Source organism: Neokomagataea tanensis (assembly GCF_006542335.1).
GTDB lineage: Bacteria > Pseudomonadota > Alphaproteobacteria > Acetobacterales > Acetobacteraceae > Gluconobacter > Gluconobacter tanensis.
This window is the reverse complement of sequence record NZ_CP032485.1, coordinates 2,390,812-2,412,242: the sequence shown is the minus strand read 5'-3', so window position 1 is coordinate 2,412,242 and position 21,431 is coordinate 2,390,812. Positions and strand designations below refer to the sequence as shown.

The window sequence follows — 21,431 nt, the reverse complement described above, 5'->3', positions numbered from 1 at the left end:
AAACGAGCTTAGTTTCACTCAAATGTTGTCGCAGTTTGGGGACCACCTCAGGTTTTACCAAGACGCCATAATCAAAAATCGAACCGATCGTAATCCCGGAGGCCCAGCCACACCTCAAGGTATCTGAGTAGGGTCCGAAGGGCGTCCTCATGCTCTGGGAAAATAGTCGGATCGATGGCATCGCATTTGGCCTTCGCCTTATCGATACCGATGAAACTTTCAACCGTCTCTCGTTGGAATGAGTGGTAGGGAGTGGAAACACGGTCACCCGCCGAACTTCTTATACCCCGGTTCATCATGCGGCTGGAAAAGGCCGCGAACCCCTCGTCGGTCGAAGTTGCTTCTGCGACCCATTTTCTTGGCTCGTCCTCGGAGGCGTATGCACGCCAGTTGTAGAGTTGCGACATGAGATCAGGATCAGTGATCATTCGAGAAATGTCTGCAGACCTTTCTCTGATCAGCCTCAACCACTCGGTTTTCATCGCATCTACCGTGACAAGTTCAAGCGCAGGGTCAAAAGTTTCCCTTTTATTATCCTCTTGGCTCGTAGGGTCGTTGAGGTTGATCAGTATCGCTCCCACCGATAATGCCCCGGTGCTTCGGAGTGCCTCTGCTGCGAGGTTACCTCGCACATCTCTTGGTATACGCTTGAGATACCAACTCGTCGCGCGCCATGCGAATACCCATGGAGTGTTGAACGGATCACCACTGCACTCGCCGACTAGACTTTGTGCGATCTCAAACATCGCAGGTAGCAGAACTGCTGCATTTTCACCCGGGAGTATGTCTCTGCTTTCGTCGAGACGGGCGGCGAGCGAGTTCATCAGGTCCCTCGTCTTGATTTCGGCGACAAGCGCCGCAAGGAGTGCCTTGTCTGATGTTGCTTCCACAAAGGCGACGAAGTCTCGCTCCGATATTTCTCCTGCGGCAGTCTGGAGCTCAAAGTAGCGGGGGAAGTAGCGCGGCGAGCATACCCGCTTCTCGGCGAGCCACTGATTGTGATAATTATTGGTGTAGTAAGTGCCGCCGAAGGCCCATTCGATCATCGGGAACAAATCTTTAAGCGCGTCTTTAGCAACATCGCGATGTTGCACCGAAGTCACTTCAAGTAGTTCCGCTGCTTGCTCCTTGATTGCAGTATCTCGATCATTCGCGATGTTTCGTTGTTCTTGGAGGAGTAGAATTCGGTTTCGGAACAGCGCCGAGTGCAAATCCGGTTCAAAAACCCTGAGTGTCTCCAGAATGAGGAAGTCAATAATATTAACCTCGAACACCTTACCCGCTGCATGCAGAGGGATATGGACCGCGATGGAAGAAATCAGTCGCCGTGCGTCGCGAATATTGCGTAAAAAAGGCTGGATGTAGCCGACGAAAGCGTTGCCCCAACGGGTCGCCGAGAAGCCGTTGGCCGCAGTCGCGTAAGGCACGGCCAGTGCCGACAAATCCTTACCGAACGTCTCGTGAACAATCGATACTGGAACCGCCGGCAGGTCGAAGTTGGCCTGAACGATCTTCTCGAGGAATGCGCGCCCATCGCCGTCCGCCACGGGATCGAGCGCGCTCTCCACGATGCTAGGCTGGAACAGTAACACGAAGACGATGTTCGGAAGATTTGCGTTCGCCTTCACCTGACGAAGAAGCACCCTAATGTATTCCGGCTCGAGCCGGTCGATGTCGTCGACGAAGACTACGAGCGGTCTGCCGAGTTCACGCAGGCGCGCCTCCAGTGACGTCCTCACCTTTTCTAGGGGCTCGGCGCTCCGATCCTTTCCGAGGTGGGTCATGACACGGCCACCCAAGGATGCGCCAATGGAAAGCACCGCCAAAACGGTTGCTACCTTCGCTGCCGTCGGTAAATCGAACCCGATCGCCGCGGCGATAGCGATGACGGACGCGTTAGTAAGCACGGTCGTAATAAGGTAAGAGGAATTTCCAGCCTTCTTGAGAGGCGCGCTTGCGCCGGTTAGGATCGCTCCGTAGCGGCGCAGCGCGTCGGCGCGAGCTAACGCCGCCTTTGAGTGCTCTCCCCCGAGCCGATCGGCGATCTGACCGAAAAGCGCACGCGCAATGGCGTCACCGTCGCCCCACTGCCAGGGATTGAAGTCGAACCATTCTGCCCCATCATTCCGGGCATCCAGCCGCTCGGTGATTAGGTTCTTGAGGGAGGACTTACCGAAACCCCAGCCACCGCGGATGGCAAAGATTCTGCCCTCCCGTAGGCTCAACTCGGACAACACTGTAGCGATACGCTCGGCGAATCCAGTCCGCCGTAGGCGATCTTGCTGAGCCGTATGGATCGGCGCCTCAGCCCCGATCCCATTGTCGAGCGGTTGCGCCCGCGTGATCTCTGCGCTCTTCCTCGCCGCCTTTTTCGCATGCCACTCGGACAACCGCGCAACGGGTCCCTTCATCGACCACCCATTCCGAACGCTAACTTTGTCACCAAACCTCCTCATCAATAAGGCTAATGATATTTGGAGCAATGTTAGAGGGTAGTGGATCACCTCAATTCCTGCCAGTTCATCTGAACTAACAGGAAGTCTCGGGAGTCGGAAAAGCTATATGGCCGGACCAGGATGCGTAGTGCTCATGAAGGTCAACGCCACGAATGGCTGCTTTCGTTCAGTCCTGTCTATTAACCGACCTTCCGCTTCCTCCCCCCCCCCCCCACTAAACAGCCTGTCGGCTCAGTAGAAACAGAGCAGACAGGCGGCAGTCGCTTCTTTGCTGACGTCGAAGTGCAGCTTCATGATTCTGCAAAGGGGACATAAACCATTGCTACGATAAACTGGAATCAGCACGATATTTGGTCATCAATGATGATTGTCATGGTATTTCCGCCCGGGTCTTTAGGGCTTCATTCATTTTGGTAAATTCAGCCCGTACTTTCTCTACGTCATAAAACCAGAGCATCATACCGTAGAATGCTTCGCTTTGTCGGAGCAAAGACCCTTGTTGAGTTCGCATGATTTCGAAATCATGCACCCCTGTGAACACTCCCGGCACACCCCAGAGCCGCCCTATCCATTGCAGACGTTGTCTAGGCTGAACCGTAATGACTTTGGGCTTGAACACTATACCGCCACTCAGGCGAATTCTGAGTTTCTGACCGACCACCAAGCGCCCTGTCAGCTCACGGATGAATGGGTTCCAGGACGGATAGGCCATAATCTCCGTCAACACGGACCATACACGTTCAGGCGAAGCTCTGATCTCAATCTGCGTCTCAATTTTGCGCTGTAGGCTAAGTAAATTGGCCACTATAAGTCCTTCCATATGCACGAAAATACAGCCCGGGCATATCTCCGTCTGTTTGTCATATAGGCAGTATAGGAGCTCCATTAGGCACGCTCTATTGCCAAGCATGGAAGAATAGATCTACATTTTTGTATGGATAAGATCGACTGGCATCTTTGGCAAAGCTTTGCCGCCGCATATCTTGCGGGCTCCCTGTCCGGAGCAGCACACGCCTTAGGAACGACGCAGCCGACAGTCAGCCGGCAAATCCACCAGTTGGAAATCATGATAGGTCAATCGCTTTTTTCGCGGTCAAGATCGGGGCTTATGCCAACCGATCACGCCCGTGCCCTGATTCCAATGGCCGCCTCTATGACCAACCAGGCGCATGCCCTCGAACGTTTGGCTAAATCCGCTAGTGCCACCCAGACGACGGCGCTAACCATCACTGCCAGCCAAATCACCGGCACGATGGTCTTGCCGTCGATCCTGGCGGCTTTTTTTGATGCACATCCAGCCCTGCGCATCACGCTCTCCCTCAATGATGCGGTCGAGAACGTGCTCGAACGTGACGCCGATATTGCCGTTCGTCATATAAAACCAATCCAACAAGAACTTTGGGGGCGCAAAATCGGCTTTGTACCCATTAAGTTATATGCCCACAAAGACTATGTAGGTCGCCATGGTTTGCCGTCTGGCCTTTCGGAACTATCCGGGCATCGTTTGATTGCGTCTTCCGTCCATTTGCGGCGCCTGACTGAACTTGGCTTGCAACCCGCTTTTGAATGTAGCGACGATTCTGGCTCACTTGCGGCCCTACAAGCGGGCGTGGGCGTTGGGTATTGCCAAGCACCCTTGGCGTCGGAAGACCCGGATCTTGTGCCTATCCTGCCGGATTATGTCCCGGCCACGTTACCCTTCTGGATTGTGACCCATCGCGACCTGCGTGGCGTTCCCGCTGTGCATACCCTGATGCAACATCTGGGGGATGCTTTGGACATTTATTGCCGACGCGCAATGTGAGGTTTTACCTAACCTTTTTGGCAGGCAAAGCGACCTGCGCCAGCATTCGCGGAGACGTTAGCTCTCGCCTAATTGTAGACGTGTTTTCTTGGGTGCGATCATCTTGCAAGCAGATATTGTCGTGTAGCAGTGACGAAGATAAGTGCATTGCAAGCTGCTATTAGGCTATAGTCTTACAATGAAATGGAAACCGCGCAATCTACGAGAGTTCGCTCGAATGGTAGTAGGGGATGCCGAGCATTTCCAGTACCGTTCCAGCAAGTATATCACAGAATTTTTTGAGGATTGTGACCTCGAATATGTTCACCAAGGTGAAACACGCTCGAATTGGGCCGCGGAAAAGATCGAGGAAGTCTTGGCAATGCCGAGCGCATCGACCACGGCTATGCCTGAGCCATTCGTGCGCCTAGTTCGGCGCTTACTAGACCGAAGTGAGGGAGTGGATGACGATGCTGAACGCAGCCTCGCTTTAACATCCCTCAATACCGTTCTTGCTCGAGAAGGGTGGGCCGCATTTTACGATGAGCATGGCATCGGTCAGATCAAACATATCGCGACCAATACTATCGCGCAGATCGCCAATCCTCACCGCCCTTTTACTCCATCCGAGTTGAAGCGCCGCGATCAGCTTGTTGCATACTTCAATCGCTGCTCTGAAGATGAACTGATCGAGGATGTCCTTCTTCCGTTGTTCCGGCAACTCGGCTTTCATCGCATCACAGCCGCGGGGCATAAAGACAAAGCACTCGAATACGGCAAAGATGTATGGATGAAATACACTTTGCCCACCCTTCACGTGTTATATTTTGGTATTCAGGCCAAAAGGGGCAAGCTTGATGCCTCGGGCAGCAGCACTTGCAATGTCGCTGAGATCTATACTCAGCTCACGATGATGCTTGGACACGAAATCTTTGACCCAGAGACCAGCCGACGTGTCCTCGTTGATCATGCATTCATCGTCGCAGGCGGCGAAATCACAAAGCAAGCGCGTAACTGGATCGGTAACAAGCTCGACGCTAATAAGCGCTCTCAAGTCATGTTCATGGATCGTGACGACATCTTGAACCTGTTCGTGGTGACAAACCTACCGCTTCCAAAAGGGGCGTTCCCACCAACCTCAGCATGGAATGTGGGAGATGTTTCTTTCTAGTTTTCCATGTACGTATGCTGGCATCGGGCTTTTTTCGTTCATCTGCCAACGCTGTTTGTTTACTCAATTGGAATAGGGTCGACAGACAGCAGTCGCCTACTTTCCGAACGTCGAAGCATCGAATCGTGTTCCAGATAGCGGCGGTGGTTTCTGGCTAGTCCAAGATTGTCTGCACCGATCTCGGCGCGGTTCAGTCAACGCAAAAGCCATTTTTGTCTTTCCGGGACCCTGTTGCAAAGTTAGGTTTGGTTTGATTGTATCCATTTTGTTTCGATTTTCAAACGGCCCGAACTCCGAATTGCCTTTCGATGAGACGCACTTCTCCCACGATGCCGTCTTGGAGCTGGAAGAGTTCAGTGTGTCCCTTTTTCAAGGTGCGCATGGCCTCAAAACCTTTAATCGTCGCATAAGTCCTTTTGAGGCTTTTGAAGCCACGGGCCTGCTTGATCAGTTGTTTGAGTTTGCCGTGATCGGCCTCAATCACGTTGTTCAGAGACTTCACCTGACGATGTTCTACCGTGTCGGGAAGCTTACCGTTCTTCTTCAGTTCGTTGATTGCTATATTGTAGGCTGAGGCTTTATCCGTGTTGATTATCTCGGGCTTCTCCCACTCCCTCAAGCCATTCAAAGCTTTGCCCAGAAACGTTTGGCAGCCTTGGTGTTATGGGGCTGTGAGAGGAAAAAATCAATCGTATCACCCCCCTTGCCGACAGCACGGTACAGATACGCCCATTTCCCTTTCACCTTGATGTAGATCTCATCAACCCGTCAGCTGCTGGAAAAGCCCGGCCGTTTCCAATACTACCGAAGGCGCTTGTCCATCTCAGGCGCATACCACTGAAGCCAACGGTAAATCGTTGAATGATCAACGCTAACACCGCGTTCACAGAGCATGGTTTCAAGGTCGCGATAGCTGATCCCATAGCGGCAATACCAACGCACCGCTCATAAGATCACTTCACCACGAAAATGACGACCCTTGAAATCACGCATCTGCCAAACCCTACTCTAACTACCGGCAGCGGTTTCCAACAGGATACTCAACTTTGCAACAGGGACGCCTGACGTATATTTGGACGCGTGAAGGCTGGGTTTACCTTGCTGTGGTGCTCGATCTCTTCTCGCGTCGTGTCATCGGGTGGAGTGCGGGAGCACGCATGACGACGACGCTGGTGCTGAACGCTTTGGAGTGCGCCATTGCTGTGCGACAGCCAACATCCGGCTGTGTCCACTATGCCGATCGCGGATCCCAGTATTGTTCCTAAGAGTACCGTAAACGGCTTGCTGCGCATGGCTTCACCGTTTCCATGAGCCGCAAGGGCAATTGTTGGGATAACGCCGTGACAGAAAGCTTCTTTAAAACACTGCAAACTCAAACAGCTGCTCAAGCCGGTCCGTGGCTTCAAAAGCCTAAAAACCGCTTATGCGACGATCAAAGATTTTGAGGTTACGCGCACCTTAAAAAAGGGACACGCTGAACTCTTCCAGTGCCAAGGGGGTAGCATGAGAGAAGTGCGTCTGATTGAAAGGGAATTTGGAATTTACAACGTCTGAAACATCAATCAACTGTCCTGACCCTAACTTTGCAATAGGGCCTTCATTAACGCGTATAACGGCATCCTGAAGGACGGCTTCGCCAAAAAGCTGTCCGCCGCTATTAACAACAAATGTTGTATTGGCAGCGGGCTACATTTCGGATTATCGGGCAATTTTGTTATGTAAACGTTTCAAGTCGCCAAAGGGCGGAAAGGTTCAACGTCGAGGTCGAAGAAGCGACAAGTTCGTATGGAAAGAAGTCTTAATTTGGCTGGGAGCGATGCTGACGTCGTGCCTAATATGTTCGATCTGATTGCCGAATACGATTGGAGCACAAGCCCGTTGGGCGCGCGCATAGCCTGGTCTGACACACTTCGGATCACGGTCGATACGATGCTTGCCTCCCTGCATCCAATGTGCCTGATCTGGGGGCCTAAACGCATTTTACTTTACAATGACGGGTACGCTCCCATCCTCGGTGCGCGCCACCCCAGCGCGCTTGGGAAGGTTACGGCCGAGGTATGGCCGGAGCTGTGGGATGACATCAAACCCTTGGTTGATCGCACTTTCGCGGGAAAGAGCATCGCTTTTCACGATCAGTCGCTCGCCATGACGCGCAACGGTTTCGTCGAAGAGACGTGGTATGACTTCGCCTATTCGCCGGTTCGTGGCGACGACGGTGAGGTGGTCGGCCTTCTCAACATTACGGCCGACACCACGGCTCGCGTCCGGGCGTACCGTGAGCGCGACGCCGTGGCTGCCGAACTTGCCGCCAACGAGGCAAAATGGCGGGGCCTATTCGAGACTCTTGAAGAGGGATTCATTCTTGGTGAGGTCGTTCGCGCTGAGTGCGGGCGCATCGTCGACTGGCGCCATCAGGAAGTGAACAATGCCTGGTACGATCTGATGGATGTTGCGCAGGGCTGTGCTGTCGGTCGGACGATCCGGGAGATTTTCACTAGTATCGAGGACGAGTGGGTGTCCGAGTTCGCCCGCGTCGTGGAGACCGGTGAGGCAATCCGCTTCACACGTCAAGTTGGTAATCTCCAACGCTGGTATGATGGCGTATGTCAGCCCGCCGGTGGCGACAGGTTTACGGTCATCTTTCTTGAGGTGACTAATCGCGTTCGCTCAGAACAACGTCGTGAAGCGCTCGTGGAACTCGGTGGCGCTCTAGAGGCTCTAGACAAGCCGGAAGACGTGTTGCGGGCGGTCGCGGCAATCGTGGGGCGGACGCTTGCGGTGAGGCGTGTCGGTTACGGTACGATCGGGGCCGATGGCGAAACCCTTACGGTTTCTAGTGATTGGACGGTTGAAGGCTATCCAACTCTCGCAGGCACGTACCGCATGGACGAGTATGGCGGCTACGCCGAAGATCTTCGGCAAGGCCGTACCGTCGTCATTCACGATATTCGCCAGGATGCACGCACGTTTGCCGATACTGAATCTTTGGAAAGTGTCGCGGTGCGCAGTTTGATCAATCGGCCAATTATGGAAAAGGGACGGACAGTCGCGGTTCTCTACGTTAACGATGACCGGCCACGTAAGTGGACGCCCGGGGAAGTGGAATTCGTTATCGATGCCGCCAACCGAACAAGGGCGTCCCTAGAGCGCCGACGTGTCGAGGCCGAGGCGCGCGAAACCGCCGTCTTTTTGCAGAGCGTGCTCGCCGCCTCGACCGATTGCATTAAGGTGGTGGAGCTGGACGGCACATTATCTTTCATGAGTGACGGTGGCATGAAGGTAATGGAGATTGGCGATTTCAACGCTGTGCGAGGGTGCCCTTGGCCGCAACTCCTCAGAATGGAAGGGCCTGCTTATGCCCGCGAGGCAATTGAGGCTGCGAAACGCGGGGAAACGACACATTTCGAAGCACCCGCCGACACCTTTCTAGGTACGGCCAAACACTGGTCCATTTCTGTGTCACCGATCCCAGGCCCGGATGGCGAGGTCGCGCGTATCCTGTCCGTTTCACGGGATCATACGGCACTGGAGCAGGCTCGAGAACAACAACGATTACTCAACGGCGAACTGAGCCATCGGCTCAAGAATGTGCTGACGCTGGTCCAGGCGATCGCCAACCAGACGTTGCGCGACGCCGACAGCGTGGAAGAAGCCTCAGCCGCCTTCTCATCACGGCTCGTATCACTCGGTCGCGCCACCGATGCGCTGACGGCATGTTTCTGGCATAAGGCCAGCATGCACAACATTGTTGAGGCTGGTCTATCTGCTTTTCCCGGCGTTAGAGGGCGTATTTCGGTCGCAGGGCCGGGGATCGACCTGAACCCGCAAGCCGCGATGGCGTTAACACTTGCGCTTCATGAATTGACGACGAATGCCTACAAATACGGAGCATTAAGTCAGGAGATAGGCTCGGTGATATTAAACTGGCAGTTGACGGACTCAGAGGGCGGTTATCACTTTTCGCTGCTATGGCGCGAGCTGAATGGACCAGTTGTGTCGCCCCCGACGCGGAAAGGGTTCGGCTCTCGCATGATCGAACGCGCATTGCGGTCCTATTTTCGTGGTAAGGTGGAGCTGATCTATCCGCCTAGCGGCGTTGAATTCCGCCTCGACGCGCCACTTGGCGATGCCGGCGCAGTAACTTCCAGTTGAAATGATACCGACGTTGACATTACGCACGATTCTCATCGTCGAAGACGAACCGTTTATTCGCTTCGACCTTGTAGACTTTTTTAGGGATCGCGGTTTTCACGTTTTCGAAGCTGAAAACGCCGACGAGGCCATCCAGATACTAGCGACCAATGGGATCATTCAAGCGGTCTTGACTGACGTACATTTGCCTGGCCCGATGGATGGAATTAGGCTTGCCCATCACGTCCGCAATTGCTGTCCTCTGACAGTCCTAGTGATTGCCTCTGGGATGCTAAAGCCTGACGATTCATCGCTCCCGGAACGGGCCTTTTTTGTCAGCAAGCCGTATAATCTGCGTTCTGTGTTGCGCGAAATCGAGCGGCAGGCCATTTGGGGGAACGGTGAGATTTCGTTCGAAAACGCACGCTAAGGTTTGGGGGGGCAGTATCTGTACTGCTCTTCGATGACACAGACGTGCGCGTGCCGTTGCCCCGCGATTTCAAATAAATCTGGCTGCTTTTTTTTAAGCGGTTTTCCTGCGCTGCGCATCAATGTCGATATAACGGCGCAGCTCATCTCCGGTGGCGGTGCGCTTTGCTTTCAATATTTTTGACGCAGGGCCTGTATACATAACCTGACCACCACCGCTGCCGGCCTCTGGCCCTAAATCCACGATCCAGTCTGCGGCAAGCATAGCATCCAAATTATGTTCAACCATCACCACCGTTTTTCCCTGCCCCACGAGGCCCTGGAACAGAGCCAGTAAACGTGTGACGTCCGAACCATGCAGCCCGGTCGTTGGTTCGTCTAGAATAAGTGTGTCGATGTCGTCATCAAGTAAGGAAGAAAGTTTCAGCCGCTGTCTCTCGCCTCCCGAAAGGCTCGCCGTCGAGCGTCCGATTGCAAGATGTCCGAGGCCTACTCGCGTCAATCGGCCGAGGACTATTGCAGCATCAGGAGCGTGCGGAGCAAGAAAGTCAGCCGCTCGCTTGGCTGACATGCTTAGAATATCGGCTATGTTATAGCCCCCAAAGTGAAAGCCAAGTGCCGTCTGGTTGAAACCACTGCCGCTACAGGCCTCGCAATCGGTCTCGGTACTATCGAGAAATGCAAGTTCGGTAACGATCACGCCGCGCCCCTTGCACACCGGGCACGCCCCTTTACCAGCACTGGTGAACCAACCCCGCGATACCCGATTGGCCCGCGCCATGAGATCACGGATACGATCCATGGCAGCCGTGTATGTCGCGATACTTGACGCAATGCTCCCGCGGAGAGGGCTTTGATCGATCAGCTGAGCGGATGGCGCTGCTGCCAAAATCTCATGTACCAGCGAGCTCTTTCCCGAACCCGCGACACCGGTCAGGGCTGTCAGCAGGCCACGAGGAATATCCACATCGACGCCACATAAATTATGGCGGCGCGCGTTGCGCACCCGGATCAGGTCGCCATGCGGTCTGCGTGGGGCAGAGAATTTCCGGGATGCGCGCAGATACAGACCGGTTGGCGTCGTGGAGGCTTTTAGGTCCTCAAGTCTCCCGGCGAACAGCACGTTACCACCCTCGTCGCCTGGACCGGGCCCCATGTCCACGATAAAGTCGGCGATATCGATCAGGTCGGGATCATGTTCGACCAGTAAAACCGTATTGCCCTTGTCGCGTAGGCGGCGAATAATCATAGCAAGGTGCCGCACGTCGCGCGGATGCAGACCGGTTGACGGTTCGTCGAGAATATAGGTAAATCGTGTCAGCGAGCTACCGAGATGGCGGACCATCTTGATCCGCTGCCCTTCTCCGCCCGAGATGGTCGGCGTCGTACGGCCAAGCTGTAGGTATCCTAAGCCTAGTTCCACCAGAGTGCGCAGCTGACTGATCAGGTTTTCGATGGCGGGCGATAGTTCGGGCACCCGCCAAGCCTCCACGATCTCCAACAGCTCCGAAATCGGCAAGCGACTGAGATCGTCGATATTCCGCCCATCGATCTTGCAACTCAGCGCCGCCGCGTTTAGCCTAGCGCCCTTGCACACCGGACATGTCGTGCGATGAATAATGCGTTCCAGATCGCGAGCGATCTGACCTTTATGCGTGGTTTGCCTACTACCAAGATACATGCGACGGAAACGATGCACCACGCCTTCATATTTGGCGGTCGCATACCAGTCAGGAGGCGGGTTTTTCAGTGGCTTTGGCTCGGCATACAGCAGCAGGTCGAGATCTTCCGCGGCATAGTCGCATAACTTACGATCGGCATCAAACAAGCCTGTGCGTTTGTACCATTTCCAGTACCAAGTGCCGACTGCATAGCCGCTGAAAGTAAACGCACCCTCATTGATCGACTTGTTAAAATCGATTAGTTCGCTTTCGTCCAGATCAATTGTCTCACCTAACCCCTCACATCGTGGGCACATTCCGGCCTTGTCGTTGAAGGAAAAGACGTGGGAATAGCCGACGAACGGTGACCCCATGCGCGAAACGATTAGGCGCAGCAGCGGTGCCGCGTCCGTCGCGGTACCGACGGTCGAGCGACGGTTCGTGCCAAGAGGTTTTTGGTCGATAATGATGGCGGTCGACAGGCCAGAGATATGATCGACCTGAGGTGTGCCTCCATGGGGCAGCCGATTTCGGACATAAGTGGGATAAGTGAAATTCAGCTGCCGCTGGGATTCGGCAGCCAGCACGCCAAAAACGAGTGAGGATTTTCCCGAACCCGAGACGCCCGTGAATGCCGTGATTTTTCCTACAGGAATGGAAATCGAGACCCCGCGCAGATTATTCTGCGTAGCGTTTGAGACGTCGATCGTTCCCAAAGGTTTCTCCTCTTACAGCGCCGCCTTACTACACGCGGGACTTACAGCAAGAGAACGGTCATCTTTTCGTGAAGTTGCTTTGTGTCATCGTCTCCCACCGTGATTCGAGTTTTCCGGCTCTCAGAGATCGACGCACTAATCTAGGCTGTATACTAAGTAATTGAGCGATGTCGTTCTCTTTAGGGAGACGAAAGAGTTCTTATGCCCGTCTGAAGAAAAGCGACTGCGGCCTGCGGTCCAGCATGTCAGAGGACTTTGTTGCAAAGTTGGGTTTGGGTTGAGTGAATCTCATTTGTTTTGATATTAAAACGTTTTAGAAGCTGAATTAGCTCTCGATGAGACGCACTTCTCCCATGATAGCCTCTTGGAACTGGAAGAGTTTAGCTTGTCCCTTTTTCAGAGTTTTCATGACCTCGAAGTCTTTAATGGTTGCATAAGCGGTTTTCGGGCTTTTATCCCCCCTCAGACCGTTCAAAGCTTTGCCCGAAAAGCGTTTGGCCGCCTTGGCGTTTTGGGTTGGTGAGAATAAGAAATCAATCGTATCATCGTTTTTACCGACAGCACGGGATAGATACGCCCATTGTCCTTTGACCTTGATGTAAGTCTCATCCATCCGCCAGTTGCTGGAAAATCCTGAACGTTTCCAATACCACTGAAGGCGCTTTTCCATCTCCGGCGCATAGCGCTGGACCCGGCGGTAAATCCTTGAATGATCAACACTCACGCCGCGCTCAGCTAACATGCTTTCAAGGTCGCGATCGCTGATCTCGTAACGGCAATAACAACACACCGCTCAAAGGGATGAAACACTGTGCACGCATATTCGACAAATTTGGACCGAGAATTTCTGTGTGTATGGGGCTCGTAAAGTCTGGCATCAACTCAAACGTGAGAAAATCACGGTGGCACGTTGTTTAATGAAGCGCATGGACCTCAAGGGGGCTGTGCGCGGAAAATAGTTCAAAACCACGCGGCCTGACGCCGCATGACCTCTGCCCAGAGGATCTGGTACACCGCCAGTTTTGGGCTCCTGCCCCAAACCAATTATGGGTGTCTAACTTTGCCTACGTCTCTACACGGCAAGACTTTGTTTATGTTGCTGTTATCATTGATGTGTTTGCCCGTGTGATCGTTGGCTGGCGCGTCTCGTCCAGTGCTGAAACCGCGTTTGTTCTTGATGCTTTGGAACAAGTATTAGCCACGCGAAATCCCGTAGGTTCTCAATCACCTATCACTCCGATCGCGGCAGTCAATATGCCAGTCTGCGCTACACACAACGCCTTGCCGAAGCAGGGCTTGTCGCATCCGTAGGCAGTGTCGGGGATTCCTATGACAATGCGCTCGCAGAGACGATTAACGGTCTCTACAAAACCGAGCTGATCTATCGGCAAGGGCCATGGAAAGGAAAACGCGACGTTGAACTTGCAACCCTCAAATGGGTCGATTGGTTCAATAATCGCCGTATTCTCTCGTCCATCGGTAATATCACACCCGCAGAGGCTGAAGCACGCCTCTACCAATAGAATTTAACGCATGCTTTAGCCGCTTAATTCCGATAAAAACGTCTCCAGAAGGCCCGGGGCAGTTCAAAATATCTAAACAGCGTGATCGAAGCTAATCGCGGCAGACTTAACAACTGATCAAACCGGTTCGGGGCTTCAAAAGCCTGAAAACTGCTTATGCGACCGTGAAAGGTTTCGAGGTCATGCGAGCCCTAAAAAAAGACAGGCCAAATTCTTCTTGTTCCAAGGCGGCATCATGGGGGACGTGCGTTTAATCGAAAGACAATTCGGAATTTATAACGTCTGAAACATCAATCAACTGGGATATTTCCGCCCTGAACCTAACTTTGTAATAGGGGTCCATATTGAGTCTTCGTCTCAGGGCACTCCTGAGTTCTTTGCTTCGATCTGCTGACGCGTCCTTCCGTCTGGGGTTTGCACATGTTCCAGGCCAGCGACCAAGGCTGCCATCAACCGCTCGCCCTCATTCACAGCTTCTAGTTCCGTTGGGGTCATGGGGATATTCTGAGACATTTTTTTGAGGTTACCTTGCGCTTCCAGAGCCTGCATGCGCGCCGACTCTTTTGGTTCGTAAAATGAGCATTTGGCACACGCCATACGGTGCGCGCACTGATCAAAGAAATCATAAGTGCAATAGCCGTGCCCTAGGTCATAATACTGCCAAGGTTCTGCAGAGCCTTCGGGGCTCGTCTGTCGCGCCGCCGGATCGATAAGCACTTCGATCGTGCGTATGTTGCGCTCGAAGTAACCAGCTTGTTCGAACGACCGGGCTAGCTTCGTAGGCGTAACGGCCGCGTAATACTGCGTTGCTTGCGGCGAGGTGTGGCCGAGCCAAGCTTGGAGCTCGAATAGCGACAGCGGCTCTTTCGCATTAAAGAGTTGCGTTGCGATTGTTGCCCGAGCCCGGTGGCTGGTGATCCGTCCGCGAGCGTCTCTTTCAGGCACACCACCCTTGGCGCACAAGAGTGGAATGAGGGCACGATTGATGTAGGCGGCACCCATACGGCGTCCTTTATAAACGAAAAGCCAGTTGACCCGCTCGCCGGTTTTATCATCGACAGAGTATGGGTGCGGTAGTCGTTCGGCCTCCCATTTCTCGATTGCCGTTCCGACGATAGGGTCCACGGGTTTGGTGAAGGCACGGCTAGTTTTGTTGACTGGCACATCTAAGAGACAGGTCTGAGAAGTCTTCTCGCCGTCCGCAGAGGGTGACCATCGTATTCCACCCACTCGCATGCGGTAGATCTCGTCGCGCCTTAGACCGCCGAACAGCCATAAAGTTGCCACTGCACGTACCATGGCGAGAGGATAACGAGGTGGCTGGTCTGCCCATCCCACACGCTTTGACCGATCTTGAAGATCCGTTTTCGTTAAGTTCAAAGCAGCCCATATCAGTTTTGCCCAGACATCATCGGCAATAACCCGAGGCGCCGGACCAATTTTTGCCAATATGCTGCGAGACGGCACAAGCGTTTGTGCTGGAGTGAAGCGGCGCGCAATCCATTCCCATCCCTGCAAGTCGTTAAAGAAGGCTCTTATGCAACGGAGGTTGGCGGCAATTGCTGATGGTTTCATAGGCTCACCGATTCTGCACGTAGAGCCACCGGCCGGCGTCGCCCAATCACCTATCCGCATTTTCATGACGACGGCAGCATATTCGAGCGCAAGTGCTCGATCCCATTGCGCTGGTGATTGGATATCCGGATGCTGATCTCCAAGCCATCGACCACATTTGAGAATGCCATAATAAATACTCGTAACCGAAGATGGAGCAGCGGTAGTAGTTACACGCCATCGATCACACCAGCTCAGCCATTCGTCAGGGACGCCCTCGATGGCTTTACGTTCGTCTGGTGGGCGTCGGCGTTCTTCCTGTCGAAGACAAAAACCTCGTTCGATCGTTCCTAGCCGTTCCAATACTCGCGAAAGAGAGGCCGCACCCGTGCGAATACTTTTTACATCGCTTGACGCTACGCGACGCAAAGTTTTGAGCGTTACATCCTCTAGACGGCTCGACCTTTGATAAAGCAACGCGGAGTAAAGTGCAGACCTCAGACCACGAGGCGTTTTGGACTGAAAGCCCATTGAACGCATCTCATTCCGTACTCGCTCGTCTACCGCATCGACATCTTTGCGACCGAACACCTTCAAAGCTAATCGATACTGGAAAAAGGTTCCAACGTCTTCTAGGCGGTCGAAGCCTCCTAGGCGATAGGCGATCATCATAACATACTGTCGGCAATTACCGTGGCAGCCATTGCGCTTATGAAACGCGCCTTCGGTTGCGCCCAACACGTCCTTCCAATCATTTTGAGACCATGCCCAGTATGCCCGCCGCCGTATGATGAGCTCTTGCATCATTACCCGCAATGCAGAGTTTCTAGGAGCGGCTGCGGTCTTTATGCGGTCAAGGGCGGCTTCAAGAGGGAATAAAAGTCGCTGTAGATCGGAGGCGATCTTCTTCGGTCGTTGAGTGTGGTGCTTAGCAAACAGCTCCTCCAGAATGGTCAAAGCATTGTGTTCAGGCATTGACAGATCAGGCGATCGTTCAGTTGGGAGCGTAGCTTCCCAGAAGTCGTTGCTAGACGGTGCGGACTTATCAGTGCACATACTCATTGTGGTACCTCCATGATTGAGGCAAGTCGCGCTTCGTGTAGTTCCGCAGCGGTTGCAGCAAACTTAGCCGAAAGGTCGCGCGCGCTGAGGTGAATATAAAGCAGTGTGGTCTGTACACTTCTATGGCCAGCAAATCGAGCGATCTCATGTATGTCCCATCCTACCCGAGCCAGATCCGTCAGACACAGATGCCGCATCGTGTGGGTGCTGAGCTTCGGCTCGCCGGCCCTCACTCCCAAGGCACGCACGACTTTCGACCAAGTCCATTTGGTGATTGGCATCGTTAGATTTCGTGGAGAGGTCGATAGGAAGAGTGGCCCTCTTGATCGACTCAGGGCACGACGTTCGCGAAGGTATACGGTAAGTAACTCCCCTGTAACAGCAGAGTAAGGGACGACGCGGCCAGCTTTTGTTTTTGTTGTTTCAGCGCGGATCGTTATCAATTTCTGCGCAGGATCTATGTCTGAAGTTTCTAACGCACATAGCTCCTCACGCCTTAGTGCGCAGTCATAGGCGAATGCTAACATGAGACGGTTGCGGATCGGCTCGCTTCGTGCTGCCTCTAAGATTGTTAGCCACTGCTCTTCAGAAGGAATCCATGGAAGGGATCGGTGGACTGGTACTAGGCCACGTGCGCCCTGATGGCGGGATCCATCAATAGCTCCTCGGAGGCCGCGAGGTACGGGGTTTGTGCCGCGCAGCCCCTCTTCTACAAGGTGGTCATAGAACAGTCGGATAATCGTTAGTCTGTGTCGCAATGAGGCGTTTGCCATTATAGGAGACGTGGCGCATGCATGACCTGCATCACCTGCGTTCCCGCCCCTCGGGGGGCGGGAACGCAGGTGATGCAAATACGCAGCGATGGTCCCTTTCCGCGCTTCAAGGAGGTCGAAACTTTCCATGCAGCAGAATGCGGCAAAATCGCGCACCCCTCTTCCATAAGCAATAACAGTATTGGGTGCTTTACCGAGATCGCGCTGCAATGCGATCCAGCTTTCAATCTGAGCTTCCGCTTGGTGCACTGTTTTCTGCGACATGACTGCGACCTCCACGTTGGCATGCTAGCAGGAGGTGTGTGTATCGTCCTCCCAATTCCGCATAACAGCGAAGCCAAAGTCCTCGGGGTTAAAATGGGGGAGCCTTGGCATATTGCTCGTCAAAGGCCCGAAGTACGGTCGGTAGCGTGGTACTCATCAAATTATGCTTTGTATGCAGATATGTCGCGCCGGATGTACGAGGTGCTGCAAGATCATGTTCCTACGGTAGAGCCCTACTCTATCGATGAAATGTTCTTGGACCTTGATGCTTTGCCAGGCGATTTGCATGAGCGCTGCGCAGAAATACGTGATGCTGTGTGGTGCCACGCTAAAATCCCTACTTGTATAGGTTGGGGGCCCACTAAAACTATTGCCAAACTCGCCAATGGCCTTGCTAAGAGCAGCATGCGTTTTGGTGGACTTTGCGACCTGACGAACGTGCAAATCCGTCAGGAATGGTACGCCGTTACAAGTATCGAAGAAGTTTGGGGTATCGGGCGTAAAACCGTTAAAAAGCTCCAAATGATGGGCGTTCAAACCATTGCCGATTTCGTCGAGCTTGATCCCAAGGTAGCGCGAAAATTACTTACGGTCGTTGGTGCGCGTGTGCAGGCTGAGCTTAAGGGACAATCATGTCTTGCGCTGTCGGATGTTGCATCCGCGCGGAAGAGCATCGCATCGACCAGAACATTCGGGCGGCTTTTGACGGAATGGAACGAGATCCGTGAAGCCCTTGCATGCTACGCAACGCGCGCAGCTGAAAAGCTAAGGTCTGAAAATCTGGAGGCTGCGCATATATCGGTCTTTCTTCAAACGAACCCAAACAGTAGCGACCCTAAATATTACAAGCATATTGGTGGGAATATCGAACCTACGTCGGATACGCGCGACCTGATCCAACATGCGGCAGTTTTTGGTAAAGCCGCGTGGTTGCCTCATTATCGTTATTTCAAAGCGGGGGTTATCCTAACGGACCTACGACCCATGGGCATGCAAAGTGAATTGTTCATGAAGCGACAGCCTGAAACGTCGAAGATGGCTATGAAAATAATGGATCATATTAACGCCCGGTTCGGCACCGGGACTCTTCGAGCCTCCTCTATCGGTATAAAACAGAACTGGATTCCACGATCTGCATTCCGCTCTGGTCGATATACGACATGTATATCTGAAATAATAAAAGCAAAATCTTGGTAGAAAAATATAAAAACCAGTAATTTTTAATAAAAATACAAACAAATAACTAATTATTAAAATTAATTTAAATATATAATAATAAAAATATATTATTATTTTCTTTATTATAAAAGTTTTTTTATTAAGTGGTGGGTATTTATTTTAAATTTATTTCTAAATTTTATCTGCGCCTAATATGTCACATTATGTCTAATTTATTTCTTAAAATGTAAAAATACCCCATCTCAACATTGAGAATCATTATCACTTGAGTTTTAAAGACCCAGCTTTATTTTTTTTGCAGGATCTCAGTGAAATGCATTTAAAATCTTCCATGCGACCTTTGGGCTCGTTGTCCTTAGCAGCTGGTCTGACATTGGTGTGTTCTGGTGTTAACGCTCAAGCAGCTGTTCACCATCATAAAGTGCGGCATCCATCGACTAAGCGCGCTCAACTTTTGAACAGCACTGCAGCGACGAAAGCAGTGCCGCAGAAAGTAGCGCCGGCAGTACCAGCAACCCCGACTGCTGTGCCAAACAGTATGGAAGCCACCGCAGCAGAGACAGAGTATCTGCACGTTGTGGCCTCTCCGATGAACATTTTGCAGGCCCCTATGGGTATCAGCCGTATGCCGCAAGATGTATTGCATACGCCTCAGACAATTAACGTCGTGCCGAAAGCTCTTATGGAGCAGCAGAACGTAAAGTCTTTGGATGAAGCCCTCCGTAACGTTCCGGGCATCACGGCCTCCGTTGGTGAGGGTGAAGGCGGGATGGCTGGCGATCAGTTTTTGATCCGCGGTTTTCAAGCACAAAACGATATTTATGAAAACGGCCTTAGGGACTTTGGTGTCTATACTCGTGATAGCTTCGATTACGACCATGTAACTGTTATTAAAGGCCCCTCGTCCGAAGTATTCGGAAACGGTACGACTGGTGGTGCCATTAATATCACGACCAAGGTTGCCCATTTGGGAGACAGTTACGGAGCCAGCCTGTCGGGTGGCTCAGGTGATTATGCACGCGGCACTCTCGATTTTAATAAGCAAATTGGTGAATCAACGGCTGTCCGTATTACTGGAATGGGTAATGAGAACAATACAGTCGGTCGAAACGATGTGTATTCACATCGCTGGGGTATAGCGCCCTCTATTGCGTTTGGTCTTGGCAAGCGCACAACATTTACACTCGAATATTTCCACCAAACGGATAATCGCATTCCCGATTATGGTGTGCCAGTTATCACTAAGCCGGGCACTGCAATTGCAAAGCCCGCAACGGAGTTCGGACTGAACCGCAATAATTGGTACGGTACGACCTACGACCAAGATGTCTCGAACGTTGATATGCTGACGGGACGGCTTAAGTTCGATTTGAGCAAATACATCACTTTGTACAACGATCTGCGTGGCGGGATGTATAGTCGTTATTTCTCTGCGTCACAGCCGGGGTGTGATACGACCTGTGCAGCAGAGTTCTTCACTAACCCATCTGCAGCGCGCATTAATCGACGTGGGCATCTGGGCGGTCCAGAGCCGTACCAGCAAAATGACTGGTCTGTGCAGGACGTCTTCTCTGGCGTAGCTAAATTCTCAACGGGCCGCTTGCGTCATGAGGTTATTGCCGGTGTTGATATTGCGCACGTCTACGACAGACGTACAAATTATGCCTATAATTTCAATGGTTTGAATGGTACGCAATCGGATACTACAAGTCTGATTAATCCGTCCTCAACGCAGCCTGGTCTTCTTTTGGGGACTGTAGGTCAATACAGCAAAAATCTCGTTAATATTTCCGGTGTTGGGCATGCTCTTTATAAAACCGGGGATGCAACGGATGTTGGTGCGTTTTTCTCGGATCAAATCTGGCTTGCGCCGTGGTTCTCCGTGCGCGGTGGTTTCCGATGGGATCATTGGGATAGCCACTATTCTGCTAATGAAGGTACGACGGGAGCCGGAGTATCTTACGGTCAGATGCAGAGCACGTTTAACCCAACGGTTAGCCTGATGTATACGCCGACCAGCGATGTGATGGTGTATTTCAACTGGGCTCAGTCGACCACGCCATTGGGTTTGTATGTGACCAACAGCTCCGAGCCTTTAAAGTCTTCTACGCAGGGTTTCAGCCCGGAACGCAGCAGTCTTTACGAGTTGGGCGCAAAGTATAACGCCTTCCACGGGCGTATGGGCTTTACAGCATCAGTATTCCGTTTGGAAAAGGGCAATGCTCTTATGACGGACGCGTCAACCGGTACAGTTTCGTCGTCGAGTGATCGTCAGCGTAACCAAGGTGTTGAGTTGAGTGCTTCTGGAGAAATCCTGAAAAACTGGACGATGATCGGTACGTACGCATACTACGACGCAACGACTGTCAGCTCGCTCACGGCTGCGAATGTTGGTAAGCGTATCCAATACGCCCCGAAGAATTCAGCAACCATTTGGTCAACATACACCATTGCACCTAACCGTCCGTGGAATGTCACTTTTGGCGGTGGATTAACGTGGCGCGACGGTGTTTGGTTGAATGCTGCCAATACAGCCCGTGTCCCTGCTACGGTTGAATGGGACGCTGTTATTTCCCATAATTTCGGGAAGAATTGGCGCATCGCTCTTAACGGTTATAACCTTGATAACCGCCTAAATTACAGCAATCTATTCTCGGATCGGGCAACGCCTTCTGTTGGCCGCTCCTTCTTGGCTAATATTTCGGCTACTTACTGAGCCCGGGGCTAGG

At 52.6% G+C, this 21,431-nt stretch carries 12 protein-coding genes and 5 pseudogenes; 10 read left to right on the top strand and 7 right to left on the bottom strand.

Annotation, left to right across the window (positions count from 1 at the left end):
• Positions 1 to 71 precede the first annotated feature (71 nt).
• The gene (locus D5366_RS10935) at positions 72 to 2,411 is read right to left on the bottom strand and encodes a KAP family P-loop NTPase fold protein (protein ID WP_141493668.1); all 2,340 of its coding nucleotides are present in this window, start codon (positions 2,409 to 2,411) and stop codon (positions 72 to 74) included.
• Positions 2,412 to 2,826: 415 nt separating this feature from the next.
• Positions 2,827 to 3,261, bottom strand: coding sequence for an SRPBCC domain-containing protein (locus D5366_RS10930; protein WP_170211091.1), 435 nt, complete (start codon positions 3,259 to 3,261; stop codon positions 2,827 to 2,829).
• Between the two features lie 129 nt (positions 3,262 to 3,390).
• Here D5366_RS10930 and D5366_RS10925 point away from each other — a divergent pair, with 129 nt between their 5' ends.
• On the top strand, positions 3,391 to 4,260 hold the full coding sequence (locus D5366_RS10925) for a LysR family transcriptional regulator (RefSeq protein WP_141493666.1): 870 nt from the start codon (positions 3,391 to 3,393) through the stop codon (positions 4,258 to 4,260).
• Between the two features lie 178 nt (positions 4,261 to 4,438).
• Complete coding sequence (locus tag D5366_RS10920) at positions 4,439 to 5,410, top strand: PDDEXK family nuclease (RefSeq protein ID WP_141493665.1); 972 nt, start codon at positions 4,439 to 4,441, stop codon at positions 5,408 to 5,410.
• Between the two features lie 277 nt (positions 5,411 to 5,687).
• On the opposite strand, the pseudogene D5366_RS10915 reads toward D5366_RS10920, so the two are convergent.
• A pseudogene (locus D5366_RS10915) lies at positions 5,688 to 6,352 on the bottom strand (IS6 family transposase).
• Between the two features lie 119 nt (positions 6,353 to 6,471).
• Here D5366_RS10915 and D5366_RS10910 point away from each other — a divergent pair.
• The 4 genes and pseudogenes from D5366_RS10910 to D5366_RS10890 all read left to right on the top strand — a co-directional run.
• Positions 6,472 to 6,786, top strand: a pseudogene (locus D5366_RS10910) (DDE-type integrase/transposase/recombinase); the annotation flags it as partial.
• A pseudogene (locus tag D5366_RS10900) lies at positions 6,773 to 6,964 on the top strand (IS6 family transposase); the annotation flags it as partial. The pseudogenes D5366_RS10910 and D5366_RS10900, both read left to right, overlap by 14 nt.
• A 282-nt stretch (positions 6,965 to 7,246) precedes the next feature.
• The gene (locus tag D5366_RS10895) at positions 7,247 to 9,562 is read left to right on the top strand and encodes a PAS domain-containing sensor histidine kinase (RefSeq protein ID WP_205839587.1); all 2,316 of its coding nucleotides are present in this window, start codon (positions 7,247 to 7,249) and stop codon (positions 9,560 to 9,562) included.
• Positions 9,563 to 9,575: 13 nt separating this feature from the next.
• The gene (locus D5366_RS10890) at positions 9,576 to 9,971 is read left to right on the top strand and encodes a response regulator (RefSeq protein ID WP_205839586.1); all 396 of its coding nucleotides are present in this window, start codon (positions 9,576 to 9,578) and stop codon (positions 9,969 to 9,971) included.
• A gap of 93 nt (positions 9,972 to 10,064) precedes the next feature.
• Here the strand turns inward: D5366_RS10890 and D5366_RS10885 are convergent, their stop codons facing one another.
• Together D5366_RS10885 and D5366_RS10880 are read right to left on the bottom strand one after the other, a co-directional pair.
• Entirely contained in the window at positions 10,065 to 12,347 is a 2,283-nt protein-coding gene (locus tag D5366_RS10885; RefSeq protein ID WP_141493661.1) for an ATP-binding cassette domain-containing protein, read from the bottom strand.
• Between the two features lie 325 nt (positions 12,348 to 12,672).
• Positions 12,673 to 13,137, bottom strand: coding sequence for a DDE-type integrase/transposase/recombinase (locus tag D5366_RS10880; RefSeq protein WP_141493660.1), 465 nt, complete (start codon positions 13,135 to 13,137; stop codon positions 12,673 to 12,675).
• Between the two features lies 1 nt (position 13,138).
• Between D5366_RS10880 and D5366_RS12070 the strand changes: the two are divergent.
• Positions 13,139 to 13,870, top strand: a pseudogene (locus D5366_RS12070) (IS3 family transposase); the annotation flags it as partial.
• Positions 13,871 to 13,936: 66 nt separating this feature from the next.
• A pseudogene (locus tag D5366_RS10860) lies at positions 13,937 to 14,156 on the top strand (DDE-type integrase/transposase/recombinase); the annotation flags it as partial.
• A 71-nt stretch (positions 14,157 to 14,227) separates the two neighbouring features.
• On the opposite strand, the gene D5366_RS10855 reads toward D5366_RS10860, so the two are convergent.
• Complete coding sequence (locus D5366_RS10855; RefSeq protein ID WP_141493658.1) at positions 14,228 to 16,486, bottom strand: tyrosine-type recombinase/integrase; 2,259 nt, start codon at positions 16,484 to 16,486, stop codon at positions 14,228 to 14,230.
• Positions 16,483 to 17,523 (bottom strand): tyrosine-type recombinase/integrase, encoded by a 1,041-nt coding sequence (locus tag D5366_RS10850; RefSeq protein WP_141493657.1) that lies wholly within the window; start codon positions 17,521 to 17,523, stop codon positions 16,483 to 16,485. Before D5366_RS10850 ends, D5366_RS10855 begins: the two co-directional genes overlap by 4 nt.
• 36 nt (positions 17,524 to 17,559) lie before the next feature.
• Between D5366_RS10850 and D5366_RS10845 the strand changes: the two genes are divergently transcribed.
• A complete protein-coding gene (locus D5366_RS10845; RefSeq protein ID WP_240775255.1) occupies positions 17,560 to 18,720 on the top strand; it encodes a Y-family DNA polymerase in 1,161 nt (386 codons plus the stop codon).
• A gap of 295 nt (positions 18,721 to 19,015) precedes the next feature.
• The gene (locus tag D5366_RS10840; protein WP_141493655.1) at positions 19,016 to 21,418 is read left to right on the top strand and encodes a TonB-dependent receptor; all 2,403 of its coding nucleotides are present in this window, start codon (positions 19,016 to 19,018) and stop codon (positions 21,416 to 21,418) included.
• Positions 21,419 to 21,431 lie beyond the last annotated feature (13 nt).

What these genes read in the sequence shown, in the direction of transcription:
- D5366_RS10935 (WP_141493668.1), bottom strand. Translation starts at nt 2,411, where the DNA reads ATGAAGGGACCCGTTGCGCGGTTGTCCGAGTGGCATGCGAAAAAGGCG.
- D5366_RS10925 (WP_141493666.1), top strand. Translation starts at nt 3,391, where the DNA reads ATGGATAAGATCGACTGGCATCTTTGGCAAAGCTTTGCCGCCGCATAT.
- D5366_RS10920 (WP_141493665.1), top strand. Translation starts at nt 4,439, where the DNA reads ATGAAATGGAAACCGCGCAATCTACGAGAGTTCGCTCGAATGGTAGTA.
- D5366_RS10895 (WP_205839587.1), top strand. Translation starts at nt 7,247, where the DNA reads ATGTTCGATCTGATTGCCGAATACGATTGGAGCACAAGCCCGTTGGGC.
- D5366_RS10855 (WP_141493658.1), bottom strand. Translation starts at nt 16,486, where the DNA reads ATGAGTATGTGCACTGATAAGTCCGCACCGTCTAGCAACGACTTCTGG.
- D5366_RS10850 (WP_141493657.1), bottom strand. Translation starts at nt 17,523, where the DNA reads ATGTCGCAGAAAACAGTGCACCAAGCGGAAGCTCAGATTGAAAGCTGG.
- D5366_RS10840 (WP_141493655.1), top strand. Translation starts at nt 19,016, where the DNA reads ATGCATTTAAAATCTTCCATGCGACCTTTGGGCTCGTTGTCCTTAGCA.